Here is a 23,133-nt window from a genome sequence, read left to right as displayed (position 1 = left end):
GGATGCTGCCATGACCGGGCGCACTACAGTCGACGTACTGTCCCTAGAGGATTTTCATCTGCGGTTGGCCGGTCGGCTCACCGAGGCCGAGGCCGTGCTCAGGAAGCTCAAGACGGAGACTCAGTGCCGGCCTCCGGAGCTGGGCACGTTCACGGACGCGACCAGCAACGCCCGGCGCTACTCCGACCTGCACACGAGCTACGTCCAGCAGGTCGAGCGGCTCCGCGACGCGGTGCGGGCCGCGCAGAGCGCGACCGGCACGATCCTGACCAACTACAAGACCACCGAGGATCGCAACGCGGCCAACTCCGCTGACATCGCCGCCGCCCTCGGCGGGGTCGACGACGCGCTGGACAGGCAGGGGGACCGTCGTGTCTGAGTACACCGCGCGTTACGAGCACGTCAGCCACGAGAAGCTGTACGAGGCCGTGAAGGTTGGCGACCCGGCCCAGATCGACGGGCTGGCCGCCAAGTGGGACTCGATGAAGGGCACCCTCGACGGCCTCGCCCGCGACCTGAAGGGCGACCTCGACAAGCTGGCCAACGGCTGGGAGGGGGACGCCGGGCGGGAGTTCCAGCGCCGGCTGTCGCTGGTCGTCGACCACTCGACCGCCCTCTCCGAGGGGATGGCCGACGTCCGCCAGGGCCTCACGCTGATGGCCACCCACCTGCGCACCGCCAAGAAGGACGCGGAGAGCCCGGACGAGACCGACGACCACGACAAGGCGGTCTCCGGGGCGCTCAAGGGCGGCGCGGTCCTCGGCCCGGCCGGCGCGATCGTCGGCGGCATCATGGGCCACAATCAGGACAAGGCCGAGAAGGAGAAGGCCCACCGGCGGATGGTGCAGGTGGTGGCCGAGCTGGCCGCCGGTTACGACCTGTCCGCGTACGGCCGGCTGGTCACCCCGCCGGAGCCGGACCGGGACCTGCCGTTCGACCCGACCACCTCCACGACGACGCCGTCCGCCGGTCCCGGGGCCAGCACCCCGGGGGCCGCACCGGGCTCCGGCAGCGGCGCACCGACCACCGGCCACAAGACGGTGTCCGCCCCGGGCAGCCCGGGGCACGTGTCGGCCATCGGATCGACGCCGTCGGGCGTGGACCACGGCGGATTGACGCCGGGCGGCATCGGCACGGTCGTCGGCGGTCCGGGCAGCGGGACGTCGCTCGCGGGCGCCGATCCGTCGCTCGGCGGGGTGCAATTGGCCGGCGGCACGGTGGGCACGGTCGGCGGCGGGACCGCGGTTGCGTCGGCCGGCACCGGGGCGGGGCTGCTCTTCGGGGCGTCCACCGGCGCACCGGCCGGCGGCGTGCTCGGCGGCGGCACCGGTTCGCTGGCCGGGTCTGCTCGCGGCGGGGCGGCGGTGACGGCGCGGCCGGCCGGCGGCCTGGGCGCGGTCGAGCACCGCGCCGCCACGGGAGTGGGCCGGGTCGGCGCGAACGGGAGTTCCGGCGCTCGGGCGGGCGTGCTCGGCGGGCACGGACGGTCCGCCGAGGACGAGTCAGACGAGCGGCTGACCTGGCTGACCGAGGACGAGATGGTCTGGGGGAACGGCGACACCGGTGCCCCGCCGGTGCTCGGGGCGAGCTGACCCGTCCTCTTCACCCGTACGGCGCGGGGCCCTCCATCTGGAGGGCCCCGCGCCTTTTGCGACCTGGCTATTCATCACGTGTATACCTGATGTGTATAGTCGCGCCATGTCGATCGGTCAGACCATCCTCGGGCTCCTCGAAGCCAGCCCCCGCCACGGCTACGACCTGAAACGCGCCTACGACGAACGGTTCGGCCACGCCCGTCCGCTGCACTTCGGCCAGGTCTACGCCACCCTGTCCCGGCTGCTCCGCAGCGGCCTCGTCGAGGTCGACTCGGTCGAGGCCGGCGAGGGCCCGGAACGCAAGCGGTATGCGATCACCGAGGCCGGGGTGACCGACGTGCGGCGCTGGCTGTCCCAGCCGGAGAAGCCGGAGCCGTACCTGCACAGCACCCTCTACACCAAGGTGGTGCTGGCGCTGCTGACCGGCCGCTCCGCCGCCGACCTGCTGGACACCCAGCGCGCCGAGCACCTGCGGCTGATGCGCGAGCTGACCCAGCGCAAGACCGGCGGGGACCTCGCCGACCAGCTCATCTGCGACCACGCCCTGTTCCACCTGGAAGCCGACCTGCGCTGGCTGGAGCTGACCGCCGCCCGGCTGGACGAGCTGACCGCGGCGGTGCGGCGGTGAGCGCGGCGACCGCCCCCGGCGGGGCGGTGACCGGGCAGGGCCCGACCGGAGCGGAACTGCTGGCCGCCGAGGACCTGCACCGCGCCTTCGGCCAGACGCCGGCGCTGGTCGGGGCGTCGCTGACCGTACGGGCCGGTGAGGTGGTGGCGGTGATGGGGCCGTCCGGCTCCGGCAAATCGACCCTGCTCCACTGCCTCGCCGGCATCGTCCGGCCCGACTCCGGCCGGGTGGCCTTCCGGGGCGCGGACCTGACCGTCATGTCCGACCGGGAGCGCAGCGCCCTGCGCCGGGGCCAGTTCGGCTTCGTGTTCCAGTTCGGCCAGCTCGTGCCCGAGCTGACCTGCCTGGAGAACGTGGCCCTGCCGCTGCGGCTGACGCGGGTCGCCCGGCGTGAGGCCGAGCGGCGGGCCACCGACTGGCTCGGTCGGCTGGAGGTCGCCGAGGTGGCCGGCAAGCGGCCCGGCGAGGTCTCGGGCGGGCAGGGCCAGCGGGTCGCGGTGGCCCGGGCGCTGGTGACCGTCCCCCGGGTGGTCTTCGCCGACGAGCCGACCGGCGCGCTCGACTCGCTCAACGGGGAGCGGGTGATGCGTTTGCTCACCGGGGCGGCCCGGGAGACCGGCGCGGCCGTGGTGCTGGTGACCCACGAGGCGCGGGTGGCCGCGTACTCGGATCGGGAGGTGGTGGTCCGGGACGGCCGGACCCGGAACCTGGAGCGGGCGGCGTGACCGGCCCGGAGACGCCGGGACGCGCGGCCGGCCGGCTGCGCGGGGTGCTCGCGGACCTGTTGATGGGCGCGCGGATGGCCGTCACCGGCGGCCGGGACGGGTGGACCCGGGCCGTGCTGACCGCGCTCGGGGTCGGGGTCGGGGTGGCCATGCTGCTGCTCGCCGCTGCGGTGCCGGGCGCCCTCGACGCGCGGGCGGCGCGCGGCGACGCCCGGGAGGACGGGGGTAGCCGCGCGGAGTTGGCCGCGGCGGCGAACACGCTGCTGGTGGTATCCGTCTACACCGAGTTCCGGGAGCGGCCGGTGCGCGGCCGGATCCTCCGACCCGAGGGGCCGGCCGCACCGCTGCCGCCGGGGGTGCCCCGACTGCCAGCGGCCGGCGAGGTGGTCGTCTCCCCGGCCCTGCGGGAGCTGCTCGACTCGCCCGACGGCCCGCTGTTCGCGCCCCGGCTCGGCGGCGCCCGGGTCACCGGCACCATCGCGGCGCAGGGCCTCACCGGCCCGCACGAGCTGGCCTTCTACCTCGGCAGCGACACCCTGACCAGGGACCAGGCGCTGCGGCTCGACCGCTTCGGCGGCGGGCCGCCCAGCGAGGAGTTCTCGCCCGTCCTGATGGTCCTCGTCGTGGTCGTCTTCGTGGTGCTGCTGCTGCCGGTCGTGGTCTTCGTCGGCGCGGCGGTCCGCTTCGGCGGCGACCGCCGGGACCGCCGGCTGGCCGCCCTGCGCCTGCTCGGCGCCGACGCCGACGCCGGGATGATCCGGCGGATCGCCGCCGGGGAGGCGGCGGCCGGCGCGGTGCTCGGCCTCGCCGTCGGCGGCACGCTCTTCGTCGCCGGCCGCCAGCTCGCCCCGCTGCTCACCCTCCAGGACATCAGCGTGTACGCGTCGGACCTGCACCCGTCCCTGCCGCTGGTGGCGGCGGTGGCGGTCCTGGTCCCGGTGCTCGCGGTGCTGGTGGCGCTCGTCGCCCAGCGCCGGGTGGTGGTCGAACCCCTCGGGGTGAGCCGCCAGGGCACGACCGTCCGCCGCCGCCTGTGGTGGCGACTGCTGCTGCCGGCCGCCGGCCTGGCGCTGCTGTACCCGCTGACCGGCGTCGGCGAGCGCACCGCCGGCAGCGACGACTACCAGGTGGCGGCCGGCGCGGTGCTGGTGCTGATCGGCACGGTCACCCTGCTGCCCTGGCTGATCGACCTGGTGGTGGGACGGCTGCGCGGCGGCCCGGTCCCGTGGCAGCTCGCGGTGCGCCGGTTGCAACTGGACAGCGCCACCTCCGCCCGCCTGGTCAACGGCGTCGCCGTGGCGGTGGCCGGCAGCATCGGTCTACAGATGCTGGTCGCCGGTGTGGAGGACCGGTTCACGACGCATACCGGCCAGGACACCTCGCGGGCCCAGGCGTACGTCTGGTTCGCCGACCTGCCCGACCCCGGGGCCGCGCTGGCCCGGCTGGCCGCCGCCCCCGGCGTCACCCGCAGCGTGGGAACGCTGGCCACGGCGACGATCGGGAAGCAACAGCCCGGCACGGACGCACCCACGTTCACCGAGGTGCGGATCGGCGACTGCGCCGCGCTGGCCGAGTTCGCCCGGCTCGGCTCCTGCGCGGACGGGGACGTCTTCCTCGCCGAGGGACCGGCCGGCGAGCGGTCCGGCCCCATGCCCGTCCCCGGAACCCGGGTAACCGTGGGCCCGAACGAGATCCCCTGGACGGTGCCGGCCCGGACCCGCGCGGTTCCCACGAGGCCGGACCCGATCGGCCGGGAACGGGGCGGCCTGCTGGTCACCCCCGGCGCGGCCGACGCCTCCCGGTGGGCGGGGCTGCACGCGGAGGTGCTGGTCAGCATCGATCCGGGCGACCCGGACGCGCTGGAGCGGGTACGCAACGCCGCCGCCGAGGTGGACCTGGGCGCCCCGGTCAGCACGCTGGCCGACGTCACCCGGTCGACGCAGTACGTCAACGTCAAGCGCGGCCTGGCCGCCGGCCTCGTGGTAACCCTGCTGCTGCTCGGGACGAGCATGCTGGTCGGCGTGCTGGAGCAACTGCGGGAGCGCCGCCGCCTGCTGGCCATGCTGGTCGCCGTCGGCACCCCGCGCCGCACGCTGAGCTGGTCGGTGCTCTGGCAGGCGGCCGTGCCGGTGCTGGTCGGTCTCGTCCTCGCGGTCGGGTTCGGGCTGGGCCTCGGTGCGGTCCTGCTGCGCATGGTCGGCGCGCCGGTCATGGTGAGCTGGCCGGCGGTCGCGCTGGGGGCCGGCCTCGGTGGCGGGGTGGTGCTGCTGATCACCGGCGCGAGCCTGCCGGTGCTCTGGCGGCTGACCCGCCCCGACGGCCTGCGGGCCGAGTGAGCCGGGCCTACGACACGAGGGGCCTGCGGGCCACTGTCGACGGGACCGTCTCCGTCGATGGAGTCGCGGGCCCCTCGGCCGTCGGGTTCCAGCGGTGCCCGGCTGTCCACAGCGTCGGTTCGTGGCTCGGCTCACCCCTACGGCGTTCCGCAGAGGCTGCGGATGGACCGGAACGGCGATAGGTTGGTGCGGTGCAGTCCCTAGCGTTCGCCCGCCCCTCCCGGCCGGTGACGCTGCGCGGGGCACACCCGTCGTGGCGGGCGACGCTGCGCCGCATCCGGGGACTGGGTCGCCTCGCGCTGACCGCCCTGGTCCTCGCGTTCGGCCTCGGCGGGGTGTCCGCCCTGACTGTCGCCGCCCCCGCCGCCGAGCTGGCCCGCCCCGCCGTGGTGACCAGCCGGGTGGCCGAGCTGCGCCCCGGGTCCGGCCCGGCCGCAGAGCTGCGCACCGAGCCGGCCGCCCCGCACGCCCGGCCGGCCCCCGACAGCCCCCGGCGACCGGCGACCGCCCCGGCGGCGACCGCGACGCGGGTCGTCCCGGTCGACCGTCCGGCCGTGGACCCGAGCGGCGGCACCGTCGTCCGGCGCGGCCCGCCCCGCCACTGACCCGGGCCGATCAGGCGCTGATCCGGGCCGTCCCGGCGCTGCACCGCGCCGCACCGGCACTGCCCCGGCACCGCATCGCTCTCCGCGAGCCCGCCGACGGCCGCGCCCTCCCGCGCCGCTGACGACCACGCCCACCGTCACCCGTAGCGCTGACCGGCGAGGCCCCGTCCGGCACCGGTTCACGCGCGGCCCACCGCCCGCACAGCGGGCCCGACCGTCAGTCCACGTCGTCCCACCCGAGGTGCTCCCCATGCAGACCGCGCTCTCCTCCGTCCTGCTCGACGTGCCCCAGGCCGCCGCGATCTGGCTGGCCCTCCTCGGCGTCGTCGCCGTCGCGGTGACCACCCTGGTCGTCCGGCCGGGCCTGTTCCGCTCCGTGATCGGCGGGCGCTTCCGCGAGGCCGCCATGCCGAGCCTGCTGGAACAGGCGGAGGAGGACCGGGAACGGCGCCGCTACGCCGGGGAGCTGGCGACCGCGGCGGAGCGGGCGGCGGCCACCGCCCAACGGCTGCGGGCCGAGTGGTTGTCCGCCCAGGAGGAGGTGGAAGCCATCTGGCAGGCGGGCGAGGTCGCGGAGGCCGACGTCCGCCGGCTGGCCGCCGCCGGCGGCCTCCCCCAGCCGCACACCGAGCGCACCCCCGCCGAGTACGCCGACCGCGAGCGCTACCTGCACCGGGCCGCGCTGGACGCGTACTGGCGTCGGGATCTGTCGGAGGAGCAGCTCAGCGACGTCTTCGCGCACCGCGGCGGTTGGGATCCCCGGCTGCACCCGGTCGAGCAGGAACTGGTGCTGCGCCGCGCGGTGCGGGACCATCTGCGCAGCCGGCAGCAGGCGGCCCGGGAACGGGAACAGGCCGCCTGGCGGGCCGCTGAGCAGGCCGTCCTCGCCGCGCGGAGCCTCCGGGAGGAGGCGTTCGCCGCAACCGGGCCCGCCGAGCAGGAGCAGCCGTTGCTGCCCGGGGTGACCGACGGGCGGTCGCCGGCCGTCGAGCAGACCCGCGAGATGCCGGTGCTCGTCCGCGAGACGCCGGCCGTCACCCGGGACCTGCCGACTGTGGCCCGGGGACGCGCGGTCGTGACCCGGGGCCGCGCCGCCCGGGGCCGCGCCACCGTCCCCGCCTGACGTACCAGGCAGCGAGATCGCGCTCCATCCGGAAACGGTGGCCTCCCGACCGTGAGGCCGCGCTGATGCCCCTGCTTCCCGGATCGAGCGTGATCTTGGTGATCTCGGCTAGCGTGGCGGCATGAACGAGCACTACTGGCTGCTGGCGCTCGCCGCCCTGGTCGTCGCGGCGACGCTGGTCGGTGCCATCCTGCTCGCCGTGCGGGTGGTACGCACCCGCAAGATGCTCGGCACGCTGGGCGTGGGAGGCAAGGTCGCCTTCTGGGGCGCACTGGCCTACACGGTCTTCCCGATCGACGTCCTGCCCGACCCGATCTACCTGGACGACATCGGGGTGCTCGCCGGTGCCCTGATCTACCTGGGCCGGCTCGTCCAGCAGCGGCGCGCCGCCGAGCGGCGGCTGCCCGGCCAGCCGGAGCCCCGAAACGAGGAGACCCGTCGCCCGGTCCCCTGACCCGGTTGCCGCCCCACATCAGTGCGTGCCGTGCCCCGGGGAGTGCCATGATCGGGGTCGGATCTTCGGACAGGGGCGTGTCATGCCGGGCGGGCATCGGTTGGGCATCCGTGACGAGCGGGTCGCTGCGTTCTGCCGGGAACGGCACCTGGCCACCCTGACCACCCTGCGGGCCGACGGGACGCCGCACGTCGTACCGGTCGGGGTGACCCTCGACCCGGAGGCCGGCCTGGCCCGGGTGATCACGTCGGGTACGTCCGCGAAGGCGCGGCACGTCGCGGCGGCCGGCGCGGCCGGCACCCCGGTGGCGGTCTGTCACGTCGACGGGCGACGGTGGCTGACCGTCGAGGGCCGGGCGGTGGTCCGCTCCGCCCCGGCGGCGGTCGTCGAGGCCGAACGCCGGTACGCCGAGCGCTACCGCACCCCGCGTCCCAATCCGCACCGGGTGGTCATCGAGATCACCGTGACCCGAATCCTGGGCAGTCTGTGACTGGATGACCGGTTCACCCGCCCGCCCGGGGCCGGAATCGGAGCGAACGGCAGCGCGTTGAACCCCTCGTACGACCGAACAGGACCGCCCTCACCGGGTGGACGCCCCCGGAATGTCGGCGGAGGGCCGGGGCGTTGTGGCCCCCGACGGTGAGTCAGCCGAGCGCCCTTCCCGGTGCTTGCGTCTCCGGAACCCGGAGGCGGCAACCCCCGAACGGAGCTTCGACATGAACACGATTCTGCGCAAGAGCATGCTGTCCGTCGCCGGTCTGGTGATGAGCGGTGGTGCCGTCGCCGGCCCCGCGCCGGCGGCGCACGCGGCCCCGGCCGAGACCGGGCCCACCGGCGCGCTCCGCGTCGACAAGACCACCAAGACCAGCAAGACCACCAAGGACGACAAGACCAACAAGAGCGAGCGCCGGGCCGGCTACGAGTACCAGGCCCAGCCGAACTTCTACTACTGCGGCCCGGCGTCGGCCCGGATCGCCCTGTCGGCCGAGGGCAGGGCCGTCAGCCAGGACGAGCTGGCCGCGAAGCTCGGCACGACCGAGAACGGCACCGACTCGGCCATCGACATCACCCGGGTGCTGAACGAGTACACCGACGGCAGGTACAGGACTACCGAGATCAGCTCGGATGTCGCGTCCAAGGAGCAGATCGAGCGGCTGCGGGTGGACGTGAAGGCCGCGGTGGACGCGGGTGAGCCGGTGGTCGCCAACATCCTCGGCGGCGCGGTGGACACCGAGGGCCGGGAGCACAGCTACCCGGGCCACTACCTGACCGTGGTGGAGTACAAGGACGACGGCAACACGATCAAAATCGCCGACCCGGCGGACCCGGCCGTCCAGGAGTACTGGATGGACGTCGCCGAGCTGGCCAACTGGATCGCGGGCCGCGGCTACAGCTCCTGATCTCCGGCACGACCCACGAGGGCCGGTCCCCACCCGGGGGCCGGCCCTTTCGGGTACGCGCGGCAGCCGGCCGCCGGGCCGCCAGCCACCCGGCCGACAGGAATCCGGTCGCCCCAGAAGGCCGCCGGTGCCGGATTGCGGATGCCGTACCCGTCGGATCAGGGCTCGGGGGCGATCTGTCGGCGGCTCTCCAGGTCGGAGACCACGATCGCCTCCATCGGGCAGGAGTCGGCCGCGTCGATCACCTCCTGGGCGGGCGTCACTTGCTCGGCCAACGGACGGGACAGGCCCTCGACCAGCGTGAAGTGCCCGGGAGCCGTCCCGGCGCAGATCCCCGAACCGATGCACCGGGTCGGGTCCACCTGCAACCGCCACCCGGAGCTGGTCGTCTCCTCCTCCTCGTTCACCTGGTCATCCTTCCCGTCACCAGGCCACCGGCATCGCGGTCAGGCCGCGCACCAGCAGGCCGCTCTTCCAGGTCAGCTCCGACTCGGGCACTGCCAGCCGCAACCCCGGGGTCCGGTCGAGCAGGGTGTCCAGCACCACCTGTAGCTCCATCCGGGCGAGCTGGGCGCCCACGCAGTGATGCACCCCGTGCCCGAAGCCGATGTGCGGGTTCACCTCCCGGCCCAGGTCGAGCCGGTCGGCGTCAGGGAAGACGGTCTCGTCGTGGTTGGCCGACGGGATCGAGACGACGACCGGCTCACCGGCACGGACCAGCACCCCACCGATCTCGACGTCCTCCTTGGCGTACCGGGCGAAGGCGGCGGCCGCGCCGAGCGGGACGAACCGCATCAGCTCCTCGACGGCGCGCGGCACCAGGCTCCGGTCCGCCCGCAGCCGGGCCCACTCGTCGGGATGGTGCAGCAGCACATACACGAAGTTGGGGATCTGGGTGACGGTGGTCTCGTGGCCGGCGGCGAGCAGCCCCGCGGCGAGCTGCACCACCTCCTCCTCGCTGAGCCGGTCGTCGGCGTCGCGGGCCCGGACCATCGCGCCGATCAGGTCGTCGGTGGGCTCCTGGCGGCGCTGCGCGATCAGCCCGCCCATGTACGCGAACAGGTTGTCGATGTACCGCTGGGCCTGCTCGGCGCTCAGTGAGGTGGTCGAGACGATCGCCTCCGACCAGGTGTGGAACTTGTCCTGGTCGGTGACCGGCACGCCGAGCAGGTCGCAGATGACCCGGATCGGCAGCGGGGTGGCCAGGTGGTCCACCAGGTCGGCCGGAGGCCCGGAGGCGAGCAGGCCGTCGACCAGCTCGTCGGCGACCTGCCGGGTGCGGGCGCGCAGCTCCTCGACCCGGCGCGCCGTGAAGGCCCGGGCGACAAGCCGACGCAGCCGGGTGTGGTCGGGCGGGTCCATGGCCAGGATGCCGCCCTGGATCTGGCGGGGGGTGTTGCGCGGCTCGTCCCGGCCGACCGCCGCCGCCCGGCTGAAGCGGGCGTCGCCGAGCACCGTACGCACATCGGCATGCCGGGTGGCCAGCCACGCCGGCTCCCCGTAGGGCAGCCGCACCCGGATCAGCGGCTCGTCGCGGCGCAGCCGGGCGTAACGCGGGTCGAGATTGAGCCGGTCGGGATCGCTGAACGGGTAGCGCTCGATCGTCGCCTCGGATGTGTCGGCCACCGGATGACTTCCTCTCTCCCACGGCCCTGCCTTCGGGCCGTCCGACCGCCGGGCGCGACTCCACCGTGAGTCATGCCCTGAATGCGGATGGTAGCGAGAGAGGTCGATCCTCGGCCAGTGGCCGGGGTGGATTCGTACCCCCGGCAGGCCGGGCCCGGCGCTCGGGGCGCGCGGGCCCGGCCTGCGCGGGTCAGCGTGGCGAGGTGTCGCCCTCGCCGGTGCGCTGCTGGGCCATGTCGACGCCCTTGTCGATCTGCTTGTCGTACTTTCCCCCGGTGCGCTGGTCACCCATGTCGCCGGCCTTGTCGAGGCCCTGGTCGACCTGCTTGTCGTGCTTGTCGGCGAAGTCCTTGGCCTTGTCCATGAAGTCGCTCATGCGTTCCTCCTCCGATCGGTCCTCGCAGAGCCTTCCCTGGGCCACCGGTCGCAAACCGGCACCGCCCCGGCGGGCGCCCGGCCGCAGGCCGCCCCCGGCGGAGGCGACGCCATAGGGATCCGAGCGCGGACGGTGGGGTGTCGGAGAGCCGCCGGACGGGTAGGGACGTCGCCGAGACCGAGGAGGACCGACGTGGTCGAGGACGGTGCCGGGCGGACGCCCGAGGGGACGACGGACGACGGGAACCCCACGGCGCGTCCGGGGCCGGCGTTGGCCGGGACGGCCGCGCGGGGGGCCGGGACGGTCGGAACGGGGGCCGGGACGGCCGCGCCGGGGGCCGGGACGGGACCTCGGCAGGCGTGGGCCGGGCTGCCCTGGCTGGTCCGCTCGGCGGTGCTGTGGAGTGCCTGCCTGGTGGTGTTCGTCGCCGGGCTGTACCTGGTCGGGAAGATCGCCGTGCTGCTGGCGCCACTGGCCATCGCGCTGGCCGTGACCTTCTTCCTGACCGCGCTGCTCGATCCGGTGCTGCTCCTGCTGCGCCGGCTCCGGCTGCCGGCGGCGCTGGCCGCCCTGCTCTCCGTGCTGCTCCTGCTGGGCGTCCTGGTCGGCGTCGGGGTGCTGGTGTGGAACCTGACGGCGAGCCAGTTCGGCGAGCTGAGCCAGGAACTCGACCAGGGCCTCCAGCGGAGCCGGGACTTCGTCACCTCCACGCTCCCGGTCACCGACGCCCAGCTCGACAAGCTGATCCAGCAGGCCCGGGACGGGCTGGGCGGCAGCGCCCCCGACCCGGTCGGCGGGGCCCGGACGGCCACCGAGTTCCTCGGCTCGGTCCTGCTCTCCCTGGTGCTGCTGTTCTTCCTGCTCAAGGACGGCCGCTCGATGTGGCACTGGGTGCTGCGCCGGATGACCGGGCCGAACCGGGAGGTCACCGCCGAGGCCGGCCGGGTGGGCTGGCGGACGCTCGGGGCGTACAGCCGGGGGACGATGCTGATCGCGGCGATCGACGCGATCGGGATCGGCCTGGCCCTGGTGCTGCTTCGGGTGCCGCTCGCCCTGCCGCTGGCCCTGATCACCTTCCTCGGCGGGTTCGTGCCGATCATCGGGGCCACCGTGGCCGGGGCGGTCGCGGTGCTGGTGGCGCTCGCCGCCAAGGGGCCCACCGTCGCCCTGCTCGCCCTGGCCGCCGTGATCACCGTGCAGCAGGTCGAGGGGAACCTGTTGGAGCCGCTGGTGATGAAGCGTCAGGTCAAACTTCACCCGGCGGTGATCCTGGTGGCGGTGACGGCCGGCACGCTGATCGCCGGGATCGCCGGGGCGTTCGTCTCGGTGCCGATCACCGCGGTCGCGTACCGGGTGATCGACACCGTGCAGCGGCACCGGCAGGACGCCGCCGGGCGACCAGCGGCCACCGCCTGAGTCAGGCCCCGGGGCGCAGGTGGGCGGCGAACCAGTCCGCCGCCGCGTCGGCAACCTGTTCCAGCGTGCCCGGTTCCTCGAACAGGTGGGTCGCGCCGGGCACCACCCGCAGCTCGGCCACCTCGCCGAGGTCGGCCGCAGCCTCCTCGTTCAACGTGATCACCTGCTCGTCCAGGCCGCCGACCAGGAGCAGCGTCGGGGCGTGCACCCGGGACAGGGCGGGACCGGCCAGGTCGGGCCGGCCGCCCCGGGACACCACCGCCCGGACCCGCTCGGGCCGGGCCGCCGCGGCCACCAGTGCGGCGGCGGCGCCGGTGCTCGCCCCGAACAGGCCGACCGGCAGTCGGCTCAGGGCCGGATCGCCGGCCATCCAGTCCACGATCGCGGCCAGGCGGTCGGCGAGCAGCCCGATGTCGAAGCGCAGTTCGGCCGTCCGGGCGTCGACCCGGTCCTCCTCCGGGGTGAGCAGGTCGACCAGCACCGTGCCGAGCGTCCGCTCGCGCAGCACCCCGGCGACGGCCGTGTTCCGGGGGCTGTGCCGTGAGCTGCCGCTGCCGTGCGCGAAGAGCACCACCCCGGCCGCCCCGCCCGGGACCAGCACGTCGGCCGGCAGCCCTGCGTCCCCCACCGGGATCGTGACCTCGCCGCCCCGGGTCGTCGTATCAGCCTTTCCTCGCGCCGCCATCCGCCCACCCCTTCCCGTTTCTCGTCCCGCCCGGTTACCCACCCCGGCGGCCGGAATTCGTCGTTGCCTTGACACCGGCGACAAGGTCTAGCGTGGCGGACAGGGGCGGGCGAAGGAGGGTCGGATGCGGATCGGCGAACTGGCGGAACGCGCCGGTACGAGCACCCGGACGCTGCGGTACTACGAGACGCAGGGGCTGGTCCGGCCCGAACGCTCGGCCAACGGCTACCGCGTCTACGACGAGGCGGAACTGCGGGTGGTGCACGAGATCCGCGCCCTGCTGGCCGTGGGGTTCGGCCTGGACGACATCCGGCCGTTCGTGGCCTGCCTGCGGGCCGGCCACTCGTCCGGCGACGTCTGCCCGGACTCCGTGGCCGTGCTGCGTCGCAAGCTCGCCGAGGTGGACGCCTACCTCGACCGGCTGGGCACGGTACGGCGGCAGTTGCACGACCAGCTCACCCAGGCCATCGCGTACCGGGAGGAAACATGCTTCAGGAAACGGGGACTTCCCCGCTGACCGCCGTCACCGACGCCACGTTCGCCGAGACGGTGCTGGCCGCCGACCGGCCGGTGGTGGTCGACTTCTGGGCCGAGTGGTGCCCGCCCTGCCTGGCGGTCTCGCGGAGCCTCGCCGAGCTGGCCGGGGAGTTCGGGGACCGGCTGCGCGTGGTCACCGTCAACACGGATGAGAACCCGGCGGCCACCAGGGCGTACGGGGTGATGTCAATGCCGACCCTGCTGGTGTTCCGGGGCGGCGAGGTGGTCGGCTCGATCGTCGGGGCCCGGCCGAAGAACCACCTGCGGCTGAGCTTCGCCCGCCACCTGGAGCAGTGACCGCCGCGCCGCCGTCGTTTGCGCCTCGGCCGACCGGGAAGGCCCGGGACGACCGCAGCACCGGCGCAGCCGCGCCCCGACGGATCGCGAGGATCGTCATGGGTCGACAGCAGGACAGGTCCAGACAGCAGACCGCCGAGCGGGACGAACGACAGGAACGGGACGCCGAACGCGGCCGGGACTGGGCGGACGAGGCGGCGCAGGCCCGCACCTCCGACGACCCGCGAACGGTCCCCCCGCGCGATGCGGCCGGCCGCCCCTCCAACGGGCGACAGTTCTGAGCCCTCCGGTCGGGTGGGCACGCGCCGCCCGCCCGACCGGGAGCCCACCGCCGGCGGCGACGTCGCACCGGCGTACGCCCGGTCGGGGTGCCTACCGGTTGGGCCCGGCCCGGTCAGCGGGGCGGTGGGGAGACGCTGTCACGGGCGACCAGGGTCGGCGCGATGGTCCGTCGCAACGCCCCACCATTGCCCGATTCGATCTGGGTCAGCAGCATCTGCAGGCTCGCCCGCGCCACCGCGTCGAAGTCCGGCCGGACGGTGGTCAGCGGCGGAATGAAGTACGCCGCCTCCGGCACGTCGTCGAAGCCGACCACGCTGATCTCGTCCGGCACCCGCCGGCCGAACTCGTGCAACGCCCGCAGCACGCCCAGCGCGAGATGGTCGTTGGCGGTGAAGACGGCGGTGACCTCCGGCATCCGGGCCAGCAGTTGCCCGCACCGGTAGCCTGACGCCGCGGACCAGTCCCCCGGCATCAACGGGGGCGGATCGACCCCCACCGCCAGCAGCGCCTCCCGCCAGCCCTCTATACGACCGGCGCTGTCGAACCAGTCGGACGGCCCCGACACGTGCCAGACGGTGCGGTGCCCGGCGTCGAGCAGGTGCTGAGTCGCCGCCCGTGCGCCGGCCACCTGGTCGACCGTCACCAACGGCACCGGCCGATTGGGGTCACCGTCGACGGTGACCAGCGGAACGTCCTTGGGCAGTCGTTCCAACGCCTCGCCGGCCGACTCGACCGGGGCGATGACGACGATGCCGGCTACCCGGTGCGCCAGGTGCCGCTCGACCGCGGCCGAGATGGAGTGGTGGTCCAGATCCCGCACGCTGCCCATGCTGACCGCGAACCCCTCCGCTGCGGCGGTCTGCTCCAACGCGGCCAGCAACGACGCCGGGCCGTACAGGGTCGTGTTCTGCGCTACCACGCCGATGACCTGCGACCGGCCGGTCACCAACGCGCGTGCCGCTCCGTTCGGGCGGTAGTCGAGCTCGGCGATTGCCGCCCGCACCCGCAACCGGGTCTGCTCGCGGACATTGGGATGCCCGTTGAGCACCCGCGACACCGTCTGATGGGAGACACCGGCCAGACGAGCGACGTCCGTCATCGCGGGACCGCGCACGGCCATATCACTCCCCCGCCCACATCTCCGACCGGTGGCCGTCAACGGGAGCGGCCCGGCCCGATCCCCTCGCCCAGCCACCACGCCGGCGCTGAATCCCAGATGACCAGCGCTGGATCGCTGACAGTCTACGCCAGCCGCCCCCGGACATGGCACGCCGAGCAGAGGGGATCGGAGGCCCGGCTCCAGCGCCGGTGATCGGCCGGCGGGCTACCGGAACGAGACGTCGTCGATGAGGAAACCGTCCGTTCCGGAGGTCGTCTCGACGTAGAACGTCGCGTTGGACAGGGTGCCGCTCCAGGACACATCGGCGGTGCCGGTGAGCAGCGTCCAGCCGGTGGCGTTCGCCGTCACCGCCGGGGTGAGCGAGACGTAGCTCGTCGTCCCGTTGGCGGTCAGCGACAGGGTCGCCCGCACCGACGGCGTTCCGCTCTGCGCCCGCACCCAGACCTCGGTGGTGTAGCTCCGGCCGTTGGCCAGTTGCGAGGTCACGTTCTGGCTCGGGCCGTTCCACGACGCGGTGCGCCCGGCGATCCCCAGCGACCGGGTGCCGCCGTGCACGACGTTCGTGTGGGACGACAGCGCCCCGCTGCCGAGCACACCCCAGCCCGTGGTGCCGTTCTCCGCGTTGCCGTTGGTCAGCAGATCACCGGCCCCGGCGGCGCCGCCGAACCGCCAGTAGTTGATATTGAATAGGTTGCCGTCGCCGCCGGCGAAGCGCAGGTACAGATCGCGCGTCCCGGTCGCGCCGCTCACCCCGCACGTGGTGGTCGTCCAGTTCTGCCAGCCACCGGTGCCACCGACGTCGCAGGTGCCGACGACCGGGCCGGTCGCGCTGTCCAGCCGGACCTCTATCCGGCCGCCGCTGCCGGCCGAGGACACCCGCGCGGAGAAGGACGTCGCGCCGGTGCCGAACGCCACGCCCCTGACCTTGATGTAGTCGCCGTTCTCGATCCAGCCGACGTTCACCCCGCCCTCGCTGGCCGGCTCGGTCTCGATGCCGGAGCCCCAGGCGATCGTCTCGGCCTCCTGCCGGACGTACGGGTTCAGCGTGCCCACCTGGGGTGCGCCCGTGCTGGTCATGGTGATCGTCGGGAACGTGCCGTTGGCGTTGTAGGCAAATTTCTCCACCGCGACCGAGCGGGTGAATCCGCCGCCGCCCGGCGACGCGCCGTTGTGGTAAAAGAAGTACGACCCGCCGTTGAAGTCGATGACGCCGGCGTGATTGGTGAAGCTGGAGCCCTGCCGGGGCATGATCGCTCCCCGGTAGGTCCACGGTCCGGTGGGGCCGGGGGCGGTCGAGTAGGCGATGAACTCGGAGCAGCACTCTGCCGCGAACACGTTGTAGTACAGGCCGTTGCGCTTGAAGACCCACGGCCCCTCCTCGTACAGCGTCGGGCGGGCCGCGTTGCCGACCCGGGTGCCGAAGCCGGCGGTGGTGAGGGGAACGCGGGTCGCGCTGCCCGAGAACGAGATCATGTCCGGGTTCAGCCGTACGTACCACAGGCCCGGGTTTCCCCAGTAGAGGTAGGCCTGCCCGTCGTCGTCGACCATGACGGTCGGGTCGATCTCGCCGTTGCCGACGAGCGGGCGCCCGAGGGCGTCGCGGAACGGGCCGGTGGGACTGTCCGCCACCGCGACCCCGATGACCATCTGCCCGTTCGACCGCTGCCGCACGGGGACGTACCAGTAGAACTTGCCGTTGCGGGGCGTGACGTGGCCGGCCCAGGCGTTGGCGTCCGCCCAGGCGAAGGTGGCCAGGTTCATCGGGACCCCGTGATCGGTCCAGTTCACCATGTCGGCGGACGAGAACACCCGCCACTCGCGCATGGTGAAGTTCGTGGAGCCGTCCTCGTCGTGTCCGGTGTAGAGGTACACCCGGCCGTTGTGCACCATCGGGGCCGGGTCGGCGGTGTAGATGTGCTGCACGATCGGGTTGTCGGCCCTGGCGGCCGTGCCCGGTGGCAGGAAGGCGGCGCAGACCAGGCTCACGACTACGGCGACGGCGCGCCGGATGCTCCCCCTGGGTCGGCGTGGAAGTGCGGGATTCACGAGTTACCTCCTGGCTCTGCCTCCGTCGGCGTCCGGGCGTGACGCTCCGCCGGGGGGGCTGCGGTCCCGCCCGGGCACGAACCGGCAGCCGGCCAGGCCCTGTCGTTAGCGCTAACAATCTTGGCCTGAGATACGCCACTGCCTGATCCGAACCTGGGTGGGCCGAGCATGTGCCCGGCGCGGCGACCCGCCGCGTCAACCGTTTCGCAGCATGGACGCATCGACTTCGACATCGAATATTTACGATGCACCGTACTGAGCATCCCGGCGTGCGTCAACGGAAACGCGCCAGGTGGCCGCCGCTACGGCCGCCGGAGCAGGGCAGACCCCGACCACCGGAGGGGCGACCGGCGATCCGGGGCAGGAGCGATGCCACGGGGATGCCACGGACGGCCGAACCGGTGCGGCGCACCTCGCCGCTCGTCGCGAACCAATTGACGCCTGCCGCTGTTAGCGCTAACGTGCCGAGTCACGGTCCGGATTGTCACCCGGCCCAGACCCACCTCCACGCCACCCGCAGCCGGCCCGGCGCAGGCGCACACGCCCCGGCGGCAGCACCGCGCTTCCCGGGCCACCTCGTGCTGACGCCACCACCGGACGCCGGCACCCGACGCGACGCGCGTCCTGATTACGCGCGGTCCAGACAAGGAGCGAACCATGAAGCCCACCGGTGAGGCCCGTCCCGCCCCTCCACCGAGACGCCGCTGGCGCCGGCCCGTCATCGCCTCGGTGCTCAGCGCCGTCATGCTCGGCGCCCTCGGCGTCGTTGGTGGTGCGCCGGCGTCTGCGGCGTCGGTGGATACGGGTGCCTGGTACGTGTTGGTGAATCGGAACAGTGGTAAGGCGTTGGATGTGTACAACCTGGCGACGGGTGACGGTGCGCGGATCACCCAGTGGGCGCGGGGTGACGGCAACTGGCAGCAATGGCAGTTCGTCGATTCCGGTGGTGGGTTCTATCGGGTGCGGTCGCGGCATTCGGGCAAGGTGTTGGCCGTGGCGGGTTCGTCGACGGCCAACGGTGCGGGGATTGTGCAGTGGGCCGACGGCAATGGTGTGGATCAGCAGTTCCGGTTGGCGGACTCCGACAGCGGTTTTGTGCGGTTGGTGAATCGCAACAGCGGTCGGGCGGTGGAGGTGCAGAACGCGTCGACCGCTGACGGGGCCAACGTGGTGCAGTACGACGACTGGGGCGGGGCCAACCAGCAGTGGCAGCTCGTCCGCGTCGGCGACACCGGCAACCCAGGCACCGGCACCGCCGGCTGCGGCAGAGCCCCGACGATCACCAGCGGCACACACACGATCACGAGCAACGGCAAGTCGCGCACGTTCATCCTGCGCGTGCCGGACGGCTACACCAACACCCGCCCGTACCGGCTGGTGTTCGGGTTGCACTGGCGCGGCGGCACTGCCACCGACGTGGCCACGGGGCAGACGGTGCAGCGGGACGTGTGGGCGTACTACGGGCTGCTGCGGCTGTCGAACAACAGCACGATCTTCGTGGCCCCGCAGGGCCTGGGCAACGGCTGGGGCAACGCCGGCGGCGAGGACGTCACGTTCGTCGACGACATGCTGCGGCGGATCGAGGACGGCCTCTGCGTGAACCCACGGCAGCGGTTCGCCACCGGGTTCAGCTTCGGCGGAGGCATGAGCTACGCCCTGGCCTGCGCGCGGCCGAACGTCTTCCGCGCGGTCGCGGTCCTCTCCGGCGCACAGCTCAGCGGGTGCAGCGGCGGGACCAACCGGGTCGCGTACCTCGGGGTGCACGGCATCCGCGACGGCGTGCTCAACATCGCGAGCGGTCGGACGCTGCGCGACCGGTTCGTGCAGAACAACGGCTGTGCCGCGCAGAGCCCTCGGGAGCCCGCCTCGGGCAGCCTGACCCACGTCGGCACCGCGTACTCCGGCTGCGCCGCCGGCTACCCGGTGGAGTGGATCGCGTTCGACGAGGGGCACATCGCCGCGCCGCAGGACGGCGCACCGGGCGACAGCGGCTCCCGCACCTGGGCGCCCGGGGAGACCTGGCGGTTCTTCACCCAGTTCCAGTGACGGTGGCCGGAGGCCGGCTCGTCCCCCAGCGGGCAGCCGGCCTCCGGGCACCTGGATCCACCCGAGCGCACCGACGACCTCCGCGCCCGCCCCCGGTCCCCGGGGGCGGCGCGGTCCACCAGCACCGAGAGAGGTCATCCCCATGGCCCTTACCCGACGAGCCTTCACCCTGGGCGCGGTCGCCACCGGCGCGGCCACCGCCGCCGGCCTGACCATCGCCCCTCAGACGGCCTCGGCCGCCACCTACACCGCGTACGTGATGACCTACTTCACCGAGTCGCCGAACTTCGTCGGCGCGGACTACGGCCTGCACGTCGCCGTCAGCCGCGACGGACTGAACTGGACGCCGCTCAACCAGAACAACCCGGTGGTCACCCCCACCGCCGGGCAGCTCGGACTGCGCGACCCGTTCGTGTTCCGCAAGCAGGACGGCACGTTCGTCGTGATCGCCACCGACCTGCGCGGCACCGACTTCGGCACCTACAGCCAGTACCTGCACGTCTGGGACTCGACGAACCTCACCAGCTTCACCGGATATCGGCGGCTGCGGATGCACACCTACAACGCCCACACCTGGGCGCCCACGGTCTTCTGGGACGCCGGCCGGGGGCAGTACGGCATCGTCTACTCCTGCAACACCAGCAGCGGGGACATGTTCCTGGTCAACTACACGTCCGACTTCCAGTCGGTCGGCTCCCCGCAGGCAACCTCCTGCGCCACAGCGGATACGCCATCCGGCTCGAACCGAACACCAGCACGGCGGCGTTCCGGGCCGACGCGACGTTCTACCGCACCCCCGGCCTCGGCGACTCCGCCTGGACGTCGTTCCGCTCCTACAACTTCCCCGACCGGTACCTGCGGCACTCCGGATACCTGCTGCGCATCGACCCGCTGAGCGCGTCCTCCAGCGCCGCCGACCGGCAGGACGCCACCTTCCAGATCACGTCGTAACCTCCCCGGCCGCACTCATTCCCGCATACGGAGGCTGTGATGTCCTCTCCCCTGGTCAACCGTCGACTTCTCCTGCAATCCGCCGGCGCGGCGGCCGTCGCCACCACCGTCGGGCCCGCAGTGGGCTCCGGGGCCGCCGGCGCCGCCCTTCCTCCCGTCCGGCCCGACATCGGCGTCTCCGCGTACGGGTTCGAGCCGGGTCAGGTCCGCCTCACCGCCAGCCGGTGGCTGGACAACCAGACCCGCACCCTGAACTACCTGCGATTCGTCGACGTCAACCGGCTGCTCTACAACTTCCGCGCCAACCACCGCCTCTCCACCGGCGGTGCCGCGGCGACCGGCGGTTGGGACGCCCCGACATTCCCGTTCCGCACGCACGTCCAGGGACACTTCCTGACCGCCTGGGCCCAGGCGTGGGCGGTGCTCGGCGACACCACCAGCCGCGACAAGGCCAACCAGATGGTCGCCGAGCTGGCCCGGTGCCAGGCCAACAACGCCGCCGCCGGCTTCACCGCCGGGTACCTCTCCGGCTTCCCCGAGTCCGATTTCACCGCCCTCGAAGCGCGCACCCTGAGCAACGGCAACGTGCCGTACTACTGCGTCCACAAGACGATGGCCGGCCTGCTCGACGTGTGGCGGCACATCGGCAGTGCGCAGGCCCGCGACGTGCTCCTGGCGCTCGCCGGCTGGGTCGACCGGCGCACCGGGCGGCTGACCGGCGCGCAGATGCAGGCCATGCTGGGTACCGAGTTCGGTGGCATGAACGCGGTCCTGACCGACCTGTACCAGCAGACCGGCGAGGCCCGCTGGCTGACCGTGGCCCAGCGGTTCGACCACGCCGCCGTGTTCAACCCCCTGGCCGCCAACTCCGACCAGCTCAACGGGCTGCACGCCAACACGCAGGTGCCGAAGTGGATCGGCTCGGCCCGGGAGTTCAAGGCCACTGGTGTCACCCGCTACCGGGACATCGCCACCAACGCGTGGAACATCACCGTGACCGCGCACACCTACGTGATCGGCGGCAACAGCCAGGCGGAGCACTTCCGGGCCCCCCACGCCATCGCCGGCTACCTGCGCGCCGACGCCTGCGAGGCGTGCAACACGTACAACATGCTCAGCCTGACCCGGGAGCTCTGGCTACTCGACCCGAACCGGGCCGCCTACTTCGACTTCTACGAGCGGGCGCTCCTCAACCACCTGATCGGCCAGCAGAACCCGGCCGACAGCCACGGGCACGTCACCTACTTCACGCCGCTCAACCCGGGCGGCCGGCGCGGCGTCGGGCCGGCGTGGGGCGGCGGCACGTGGAGCACCGACTACGACTCCTTCTGGTGCTGCCAGGGCACCGGCCTGGAGACCAACACCCGGCTGATGGACTCCATCTACTTCCATAACGGCACCACCCTGACCGTCAACCTGTTCCTGCCGTCGGTGCTCACCTGGTCGCAGCGCGGGATCACCGTCACCCAGAGCACCTCGTACCCGGCCAGCGACGTCACGACCCTCACCGTCGCCGGCTCCGGCGGGTCGTGGACGATGCGGATCCGGATCCCGGCGTGGACCAGCGGCGCGACCGTCAGCGTCAACGGCGTCCCGCAGAGCATCGCCACGACGCCGGGCAGCTACTCCAGCCTCACCCGCTCCTGGGCTTCCGGGGACGTCGTCACGGTTCGCCTGCCGATGCGGGTCGTCATGGCCGCCGCCGACGACGACGCGGCCGTCCAGGCGATCACGTACGGGCCGGTGGTGCTGTCCGGCGACTACGGCAACACCGCCCTGAGCGCGCTGCCCTCGCTGAACACCGCCTCGATCACGCGGACCAGCCCCGGCGCGCTCGCGTTCACCGCCACCGCGAACGGCGTCAGCGTCCCCCTCCGGCCGTTCTACGACGCGCACGGGCACAACTACACCGTCTACTGGCGGGTGGGCGGCGCGAGCGGCACCGAGGCGAGCTTCCGACTGGCCAACGCGGCCAGCGGCCTCGTGCTGGGCATCGAGAACATGTCCACCGCCGACGGCGGTTCCGCCCTCCAGTGGGGCGACACCGGCACCGCCGACCACGACTGGCAGCTCCTCGTCGACGGGGCGGCGGTCAGGCTGCGTAACGCCCACAGCGGCAAGGTCCTCGGCGTGGAGAACATGTCGACCGCCGACAACGCCCGGATCGTCCAGTGGGCGGACAACGGCACCGCGGACCACCTCTGGACGGTCGTCGACGTGGGCGACGGCACGCACAAGCTGCGCAACGTCCACAGCGGCAAGCTGCTCGCCATCTCCGGCGGCGCCACCGGCCAGGGCGCCCGGGCCGTGCAGGACCAGGACGACGGCAGCCCGGACAACCAGTGGCGGTTCCTGCCGAACGGGGCCCGCCGGATCCAGAACCTGGCCAGCGGACTCGTGCTCGGCGTCCGGGACATGTCCACCGCCGACGGCGGTCTCGTCGTCCAGTGGGGCGACAGCGGCACCGCCGACCATCTCTGGACCGCGATCGTGGACGCCGACGGCTACCTGCGGCTGCGCAACGCGAACAGCGGCAGGGTGCTCGGCGTCGAGGGCGGCGTCAGCACCGCCGGGGCCCGGATCGTGCAGTGGGCCGACAACGGCGCGGACGACCACCGGTGGCGGCTGCGCTTCGGCGGGGCCGGTTACTTCCGCCTCCAGTGCGCCCACGGCGGCCGGATCCTCGGCGCCAGCGGCGGCGCCAGCAGCCAGGGCGCGCAGGTCGTTCTCTCGAACGACAGCGGAGCGGCCGACCAGCGCTGGCGCTTCATCTGACCGGACGTCACCCGCACCGTGGGCTGATTCCCCGTCAGGTCCGGCCCGGGTCACGCCCGGGGCGGACCTGACGCCTCGCACCCGTACCGACGGCTCGCCGCACGACCCCA

Annotated in this window: 23 protein-coding genes; 17 read left to right on the top strand and 6 right to left on the bottom strand. The window is 73.3% G+C overall.

The features are described from left to right. Positions 1-64 precede the first annotated feature (64 nt). From ACH4T9_RS00540 to ACH4T9_RS00495, 10 genes are all read left to right on the top strand, one after another. Positions 65-379 (top strand): hypothetical protein, encoded by a 315-nt coding sequence (locus ACH4T9_RS00540; RefSeq protein ID WP_396669092.1) that lies wholly within the window; start codon positions 65-67, stop codon positions 377-379. Beyond that, positions 372-1,592: a WXG100 family type VII secretion target gene (locus tag ACH4T9_RS00535; protein ID WP_396669091.1), complete on the top strand. Its 1,221-nt coding sequence runs from the start codon at positions 372-374 to the stop codon at positions 1,590-1,592. Before ACH4T9_RS00540 ends, ACH4T9_RS00535 begins: the two co-directional genes overlap by 8 nt. 106 nt (positions 1,593-1,698) lie before the next feature. After that, the gene (locus ACH4T9_RS00530; RefSeq protein ID WP_396669090.1) at positions 1,699-2,223 is read left to right on the top strand and encodes a PadR family transcriptional regulator; all 525 of its coding nucleotides are present in this window, start codon (positions 1,699-1,701) and stop codon (positions 2,221-2,223) included. Continuing rightward, positions 2,220-2,948, top strand: a complete 729-nt coding sequence (locus ACH4T9_RS00525; RefSeq protein ID WP_396669089.1) for an ABC transporter ATP-binding protein — start codon at positions 2,220-2,222, stop codon at positions 2,946-2,948. The genes ACH4T9_RS00530 and ACH4T9_RS00525 overlap by 4 nt, the downstream gene beginning before the upstream one ends. Beyond that, positions 2,945-5,284: an ABC transporter permease gene (locus tag ACH4T9_RS00520; protein WP_396669088.1), complete on the top strand. Its 2,340-nt coding sequence runs from the start codon at positions 2,945-2,947 to the stop codon at positions 5,282-5,284. Before ACH4T9_RS00525 ends, ACH4T9_RS00520 begins: the two co-directional genes overlap by 4 nt. A 191-nt stretch (positions 5,285-5,475) precedes the next feature. Further along, positions 5,476-5,889: a hypothetical protein gene (locus ACH4T9_RS00515; RefSeq protein WP_396669087.1), complete on the top strand. Its 414-nt coding sequence runs from the start codon at positions 5,476-5,478 to the stop codon at positions 5,887-5,889. 250 nt (positions 5,890-6,139) lie between these two features. Beyond that, positions 6,140-7,012 carry a hypothetical protein gene (locus ACH4T9_RS00510; protein ID WP_396669086.1) on the top strand — a complete coding sequence of 291 codons (873 nt, stop codon included), beginning with the start codon at positions 6,140-6,142 and terminating at the stop codon, positions 7,010-7,012. A gap of 121 nt (positions 7,013-7,133) precedes the next feature. Further along, positions 7,134-7,466 carry a YkvA family protein gene (locus ACH4T9_RS00505; RefSeq protein WP_396669085.1) on the top strand — a complete coding sequence of 111 codons (333 nt, stop codon included), beginning with the start codon at positions 7,134-7,136 and terminating at the stop codon, positions 7,464-7,466. Positions 7,467-7,548: 82 nt separating this feature from the next. Next, the gene (locus tag ACH4T9_RS00500; protein WP_396669084.1) at positions 7,549-7,956 is read left to right on the top strand and encodes a pyridoxamine 5'-phosphate oxidase family protein; all 408 of its coding nucleotides are present in this window, start codon (positions 7,549-7,551) and stop codon (positions 7,954-7,956) included. Between the two features lie 226 nt (positions 7,957-8,182). Then, on the top strand, positions 8,183-8,866 hold the full coding sequence (locus tag ACH4T9_RS00495; protein ID WP_396669083.1) for a C39 family peptidase: 684 nt from the start codon (positions 8,183-8,185) through the stop codon (positions 8,864-8,866). Between the two features lie 158 nt (positions 8,867-9,024). On the opposite strand, the gene ACH4T9_RS00490 is transcribed toward ACH4T9_RS00495, so the two are convergent. The 3 genes from ACH4T9_RS00490 to ACH4T9_RS00480 form a co-directional block, all read right to left on the bottom strand. After that, positions 9,025-9,273 (bottom strand): ferredoxin, encoded by a 249-nt coding sequence (locus ACH4T9_RS00490; protein WP_396669082.1) that lies wholly within the window; start codon positions 9,271-9,273, stop codon positions 9,025-9,027. A gap of 16 nt (positions 9,274-9,289) precedes the next feature. After that, entirely contained in the window at positions 9,290-10,492 is a 1,203-nt protein-coding gene (locus ACH4T9_RS00485) for a cytochrome P450 (RefSeq protein WP_396669081.1), read from the bottom strand. Between the two features lie 190 nt (positions 10,493-10,682). After that, on the bottom strand, positions 10,683-10,868 hold the full coding sequence (locus tag ACH4T9_RS00480) for an antitoxin (protein ID WP_396669080.1): 186 nt from the start codon (positions 10,866-10,868) through the stop codon (positions 10,683-10,685). A 192-nt stretch (positions 10,869-11,060) separates the two neighbouring features. On the opposite strand from ACH4T9_RS00480, the gene ACH4T9_RS00475 reads away from it, so the two are divergent. Continuing rightward, positions 11,061-12,284, top strand: coding sequence for an AI-2E family transporter (locus tag ACH4T9_RS00475; RefSeq protein ID WP_396669079.1), 1,224 nt, complete (start codon positions 11,061-11,063; stop codon positions 12,282-12,284). A 1-nt stretch (position 12,285) separates the two neighbouring features. Here the strand turns inward: ACH4T9_RS00475 and ACH4T9_RS00470 are convergent, their stop codons facing one another. Beyond that, positions 12,286-12,969, bottom strand: coding sequence for a dienelactone hydrolase family protein (locus ACH4T9_RS00470; protein ID WP_396669078.1), 684 nt, complete (start codon positions 12,967-12,969; stop codon positions 12,286-12,288). Between the two features lie 124 nt (positions 12,970-13,093). Between ACH4T9_RS00470 and ACH4T9_RS00465 the strand changes: the two genes are divergently transcribed. The 3 genes from ACH4T9_RS00465 (at position 13,094) to ACH4T9_RS00455 (ending at position 14,084) form a co-directional block, all read left to right on the top strand. Then, positions 13,094-13,486 carry a MerR family transcriptional regulator gene (locus tag ACH4T9_RS00465; protein WP_396669077.1) on the top strand — a complete coding sequence of 131 codons (393 nt, stop codon included), beginning with the start codon at positions 13,094-13,096 and terminating at the stop codon, positions 13,484-13,486. Further along, positions 13,456-13,803, top strand: coding sequence for a thioredoxin family protein (locus ACH4T9_RS00460; RefSeq protein WP_396669076.1), 348 nt, complete (start codon positions 13,456-13,458; stop codon positions 13,801-13,803). Before ACH4T9_RS00465 ends, ACH4T9_RS00460 begins: the two co-directional genes overlap by 31 nt. Positions 13,804-13,901: 98 nt before the next feature. After that, on the top strand, positions 13,902-14,084 hold the full coding sequence (locus ACH4T9_RS00455) for a hypothetical protein (RefSeq protein ID WP_396669075.1): 183 nt from the start codon (positions 13,902-13,904) through the stop codon (positions 14,082-14,084). A gap of 113 nt (positions 14,085-14,197) precedes the next feature. Here the strand turns inward: ACH4T9_RS00455 and ACH4T9_RS00450 are convergent, their stop codons facing one another. Both ACH4T9_RS00450 and ACH4T9_RS00445 read right to left on the bottom strand, forming a co-directional pair. After that, complete coding sequence (locus tag ACH4T9_RS00450) at positions 14,198-15,184, bottom strand: LacI family DNA-binding transcriptional regulator (protein ID WP_396669074.1); 987 nt, start codon at positions 15,182-15,184, stop codon at positions 14,198-14,200. Positions 15,185-15,409: 225 nt separating this feature from the next. Continuing rightward, positions 15,410-17,191 (bottom strand): family 43 glycosylhydrolase, encoded by a 1,782-nt coding sequence (locus ACH4T9_RS00445; protein WP_396669073.1) that lies wholly within the window; start codon positions 17,189-17,191, stop codon positions 15,410-15,412. A 717-nt stretch (positions 17,192-17,908) separates the two neighbouring features. Between ACH4T9_RS00445 and ACH4T9_RS00440 the strand changes: the two genes are divergently transcribed. The 3 genes from ACH4T9_RS00440 to ACH4T9_RS00430 are packed head-to-tail and all read left to right on the top strand — an operon-like array spanning position 17,909 to position 23,023. Further along, positions 17,909-19,297 (top strand): RICIN domain-containing protein, encoded by a 1,389-nt coding sequence (locus ACH4T9_RS00440; protein WP_396669072.1) that lies wholly within the window; start codon positions 17,909-17,911, stop codon positions 19,295-19,297. A gap of 51 nt (positions 19,298-19,348) precedes the next feature. Continuing rightward, entirely contained in the window at positions 19,349-20,248 is a 900-nt protein-coding gene (locus ACH4T9_RS00435) for an AbfB domain-containing protein (protein WP_396669862.1), read from the top strand. A 39-nt stretch (positions 20,249-20,287) separates the two neighbouring features. Continuing rightward, entirely contained in the window at positions 20,288-23,023 is a 2,736-nt protein-coding gene (locus tag ACH4T9_RS00430; RefSeq protein WP_396669071.1) for a beta-L-arabinofuranosidase domain-containing protein, read from the top strand. Positions 23,024-23,133: the final 110 nt, after the last annotated feature.

This window comes from Micromonospora sp. NPDC020750, assembly GCF_044334565.1.
In the GTDB taxonomy this organism is placed as follows: Bacteria; Actinomycetota; Actinomycetes; order Mycobacteriales; family Micromonosporaceae; genus Micromonospora.
Note: the sequence above shows the minus strand (reverse complement) of the source record. Positions and strands in the feature narration are given on the sequence as shown.

Coding starts and splice junctions, on each gene's coding strand:
- ACH4T9_RS00530 (WP_396669090.1), top strand. CDS start 1,699: ATGTCGATCGGTCAGACCATCCTCGGGCTCCTCGAAGCCAGCCCCCGC.
- ACH4T9_RS00510 (WP_396669086.1), top strand. CDS start 6,140: ATGCAGACCGCGCTCTCCTCCGTCCTGCTCGACGTGCCCCAGGCCGCC.
- ACH4T9_RS00505 (WP_396669085.1), top strand. CDS start 7,134: ATGAACGAGCACTACTGGCTGCTGGCGCTCGCCGCCCTGGTCGTCGCG.
- ACH4T9_RS00500 (WP_396669084.1), top strand. CDS start 7,549: ATGCCGGGCGGGCATCGGTTGGGCATCCGTGACGAGCGGGTCGCTGCG.
- ACH4T9_RS00495 (WP_396669083.1), top strand. CDS start 8,183: ATGAACACGATTCTGCGCAAGAGCATGCTGTCCGTCGCCGGTCTGGTG.
- ACH4T9_RS00480 (WP_396669080.1), bottom strand. CDS start 10,868: ATGAGCGACTTCATGGACAAGGCCAAGGACTTCGCCGACAAGCACGAC.
- ACH4T9_RS00470 (WP_396669078.1), bottom strand. CDS start 12,969: ATGGCGGCGCGAGGAAAGGCTGATACGACGACCCGGGGCGGCGAGGTC.
- ACH4T9_RS00465 (WP_396669077.1), top strand. CDS start 13,094: ATGCGGATCGGCGAACTGGCGGAACGCGCCGGTACGAGCACCCGGACG.
- ACH4T9_RS00460 (WP_396669076.1), top strand. CDS start 13,456: ATGCTTCAGGAAACGGGGACTTCCCCGCTGACCGCCGTCACCGACGCC.
- ACH4T9_RS00455 (WP_396669075.1), top strand. CDS start 13,902: ATGGGTCGACAGCAGGACAGGTCCAGACAGCAGACCGCCGAGCGGGAC.
- ACH4T9_RS00450 (WP_396669074.1), bottom strand. CDS start 15,184: ATGACGGACGTCGCTCGTCTGGCCGGTGTCTCCCATCAGACGGTGTCG.
- ACH4T9_RS00440 (WP_396669072.1), top strand. CDS start 17,909: ATGAAGCCCACCGGTGAGGCCCGTCCCGCCCCTCCACCGAGACGCCGC.
- ACH4T9_RS00430 (WP_396669071.1), top strand. CDS start 20,288: ATGTCCTCTCCCCTGGTCAACCGTCGACTTCTCCTGCAATCCGCCGGC.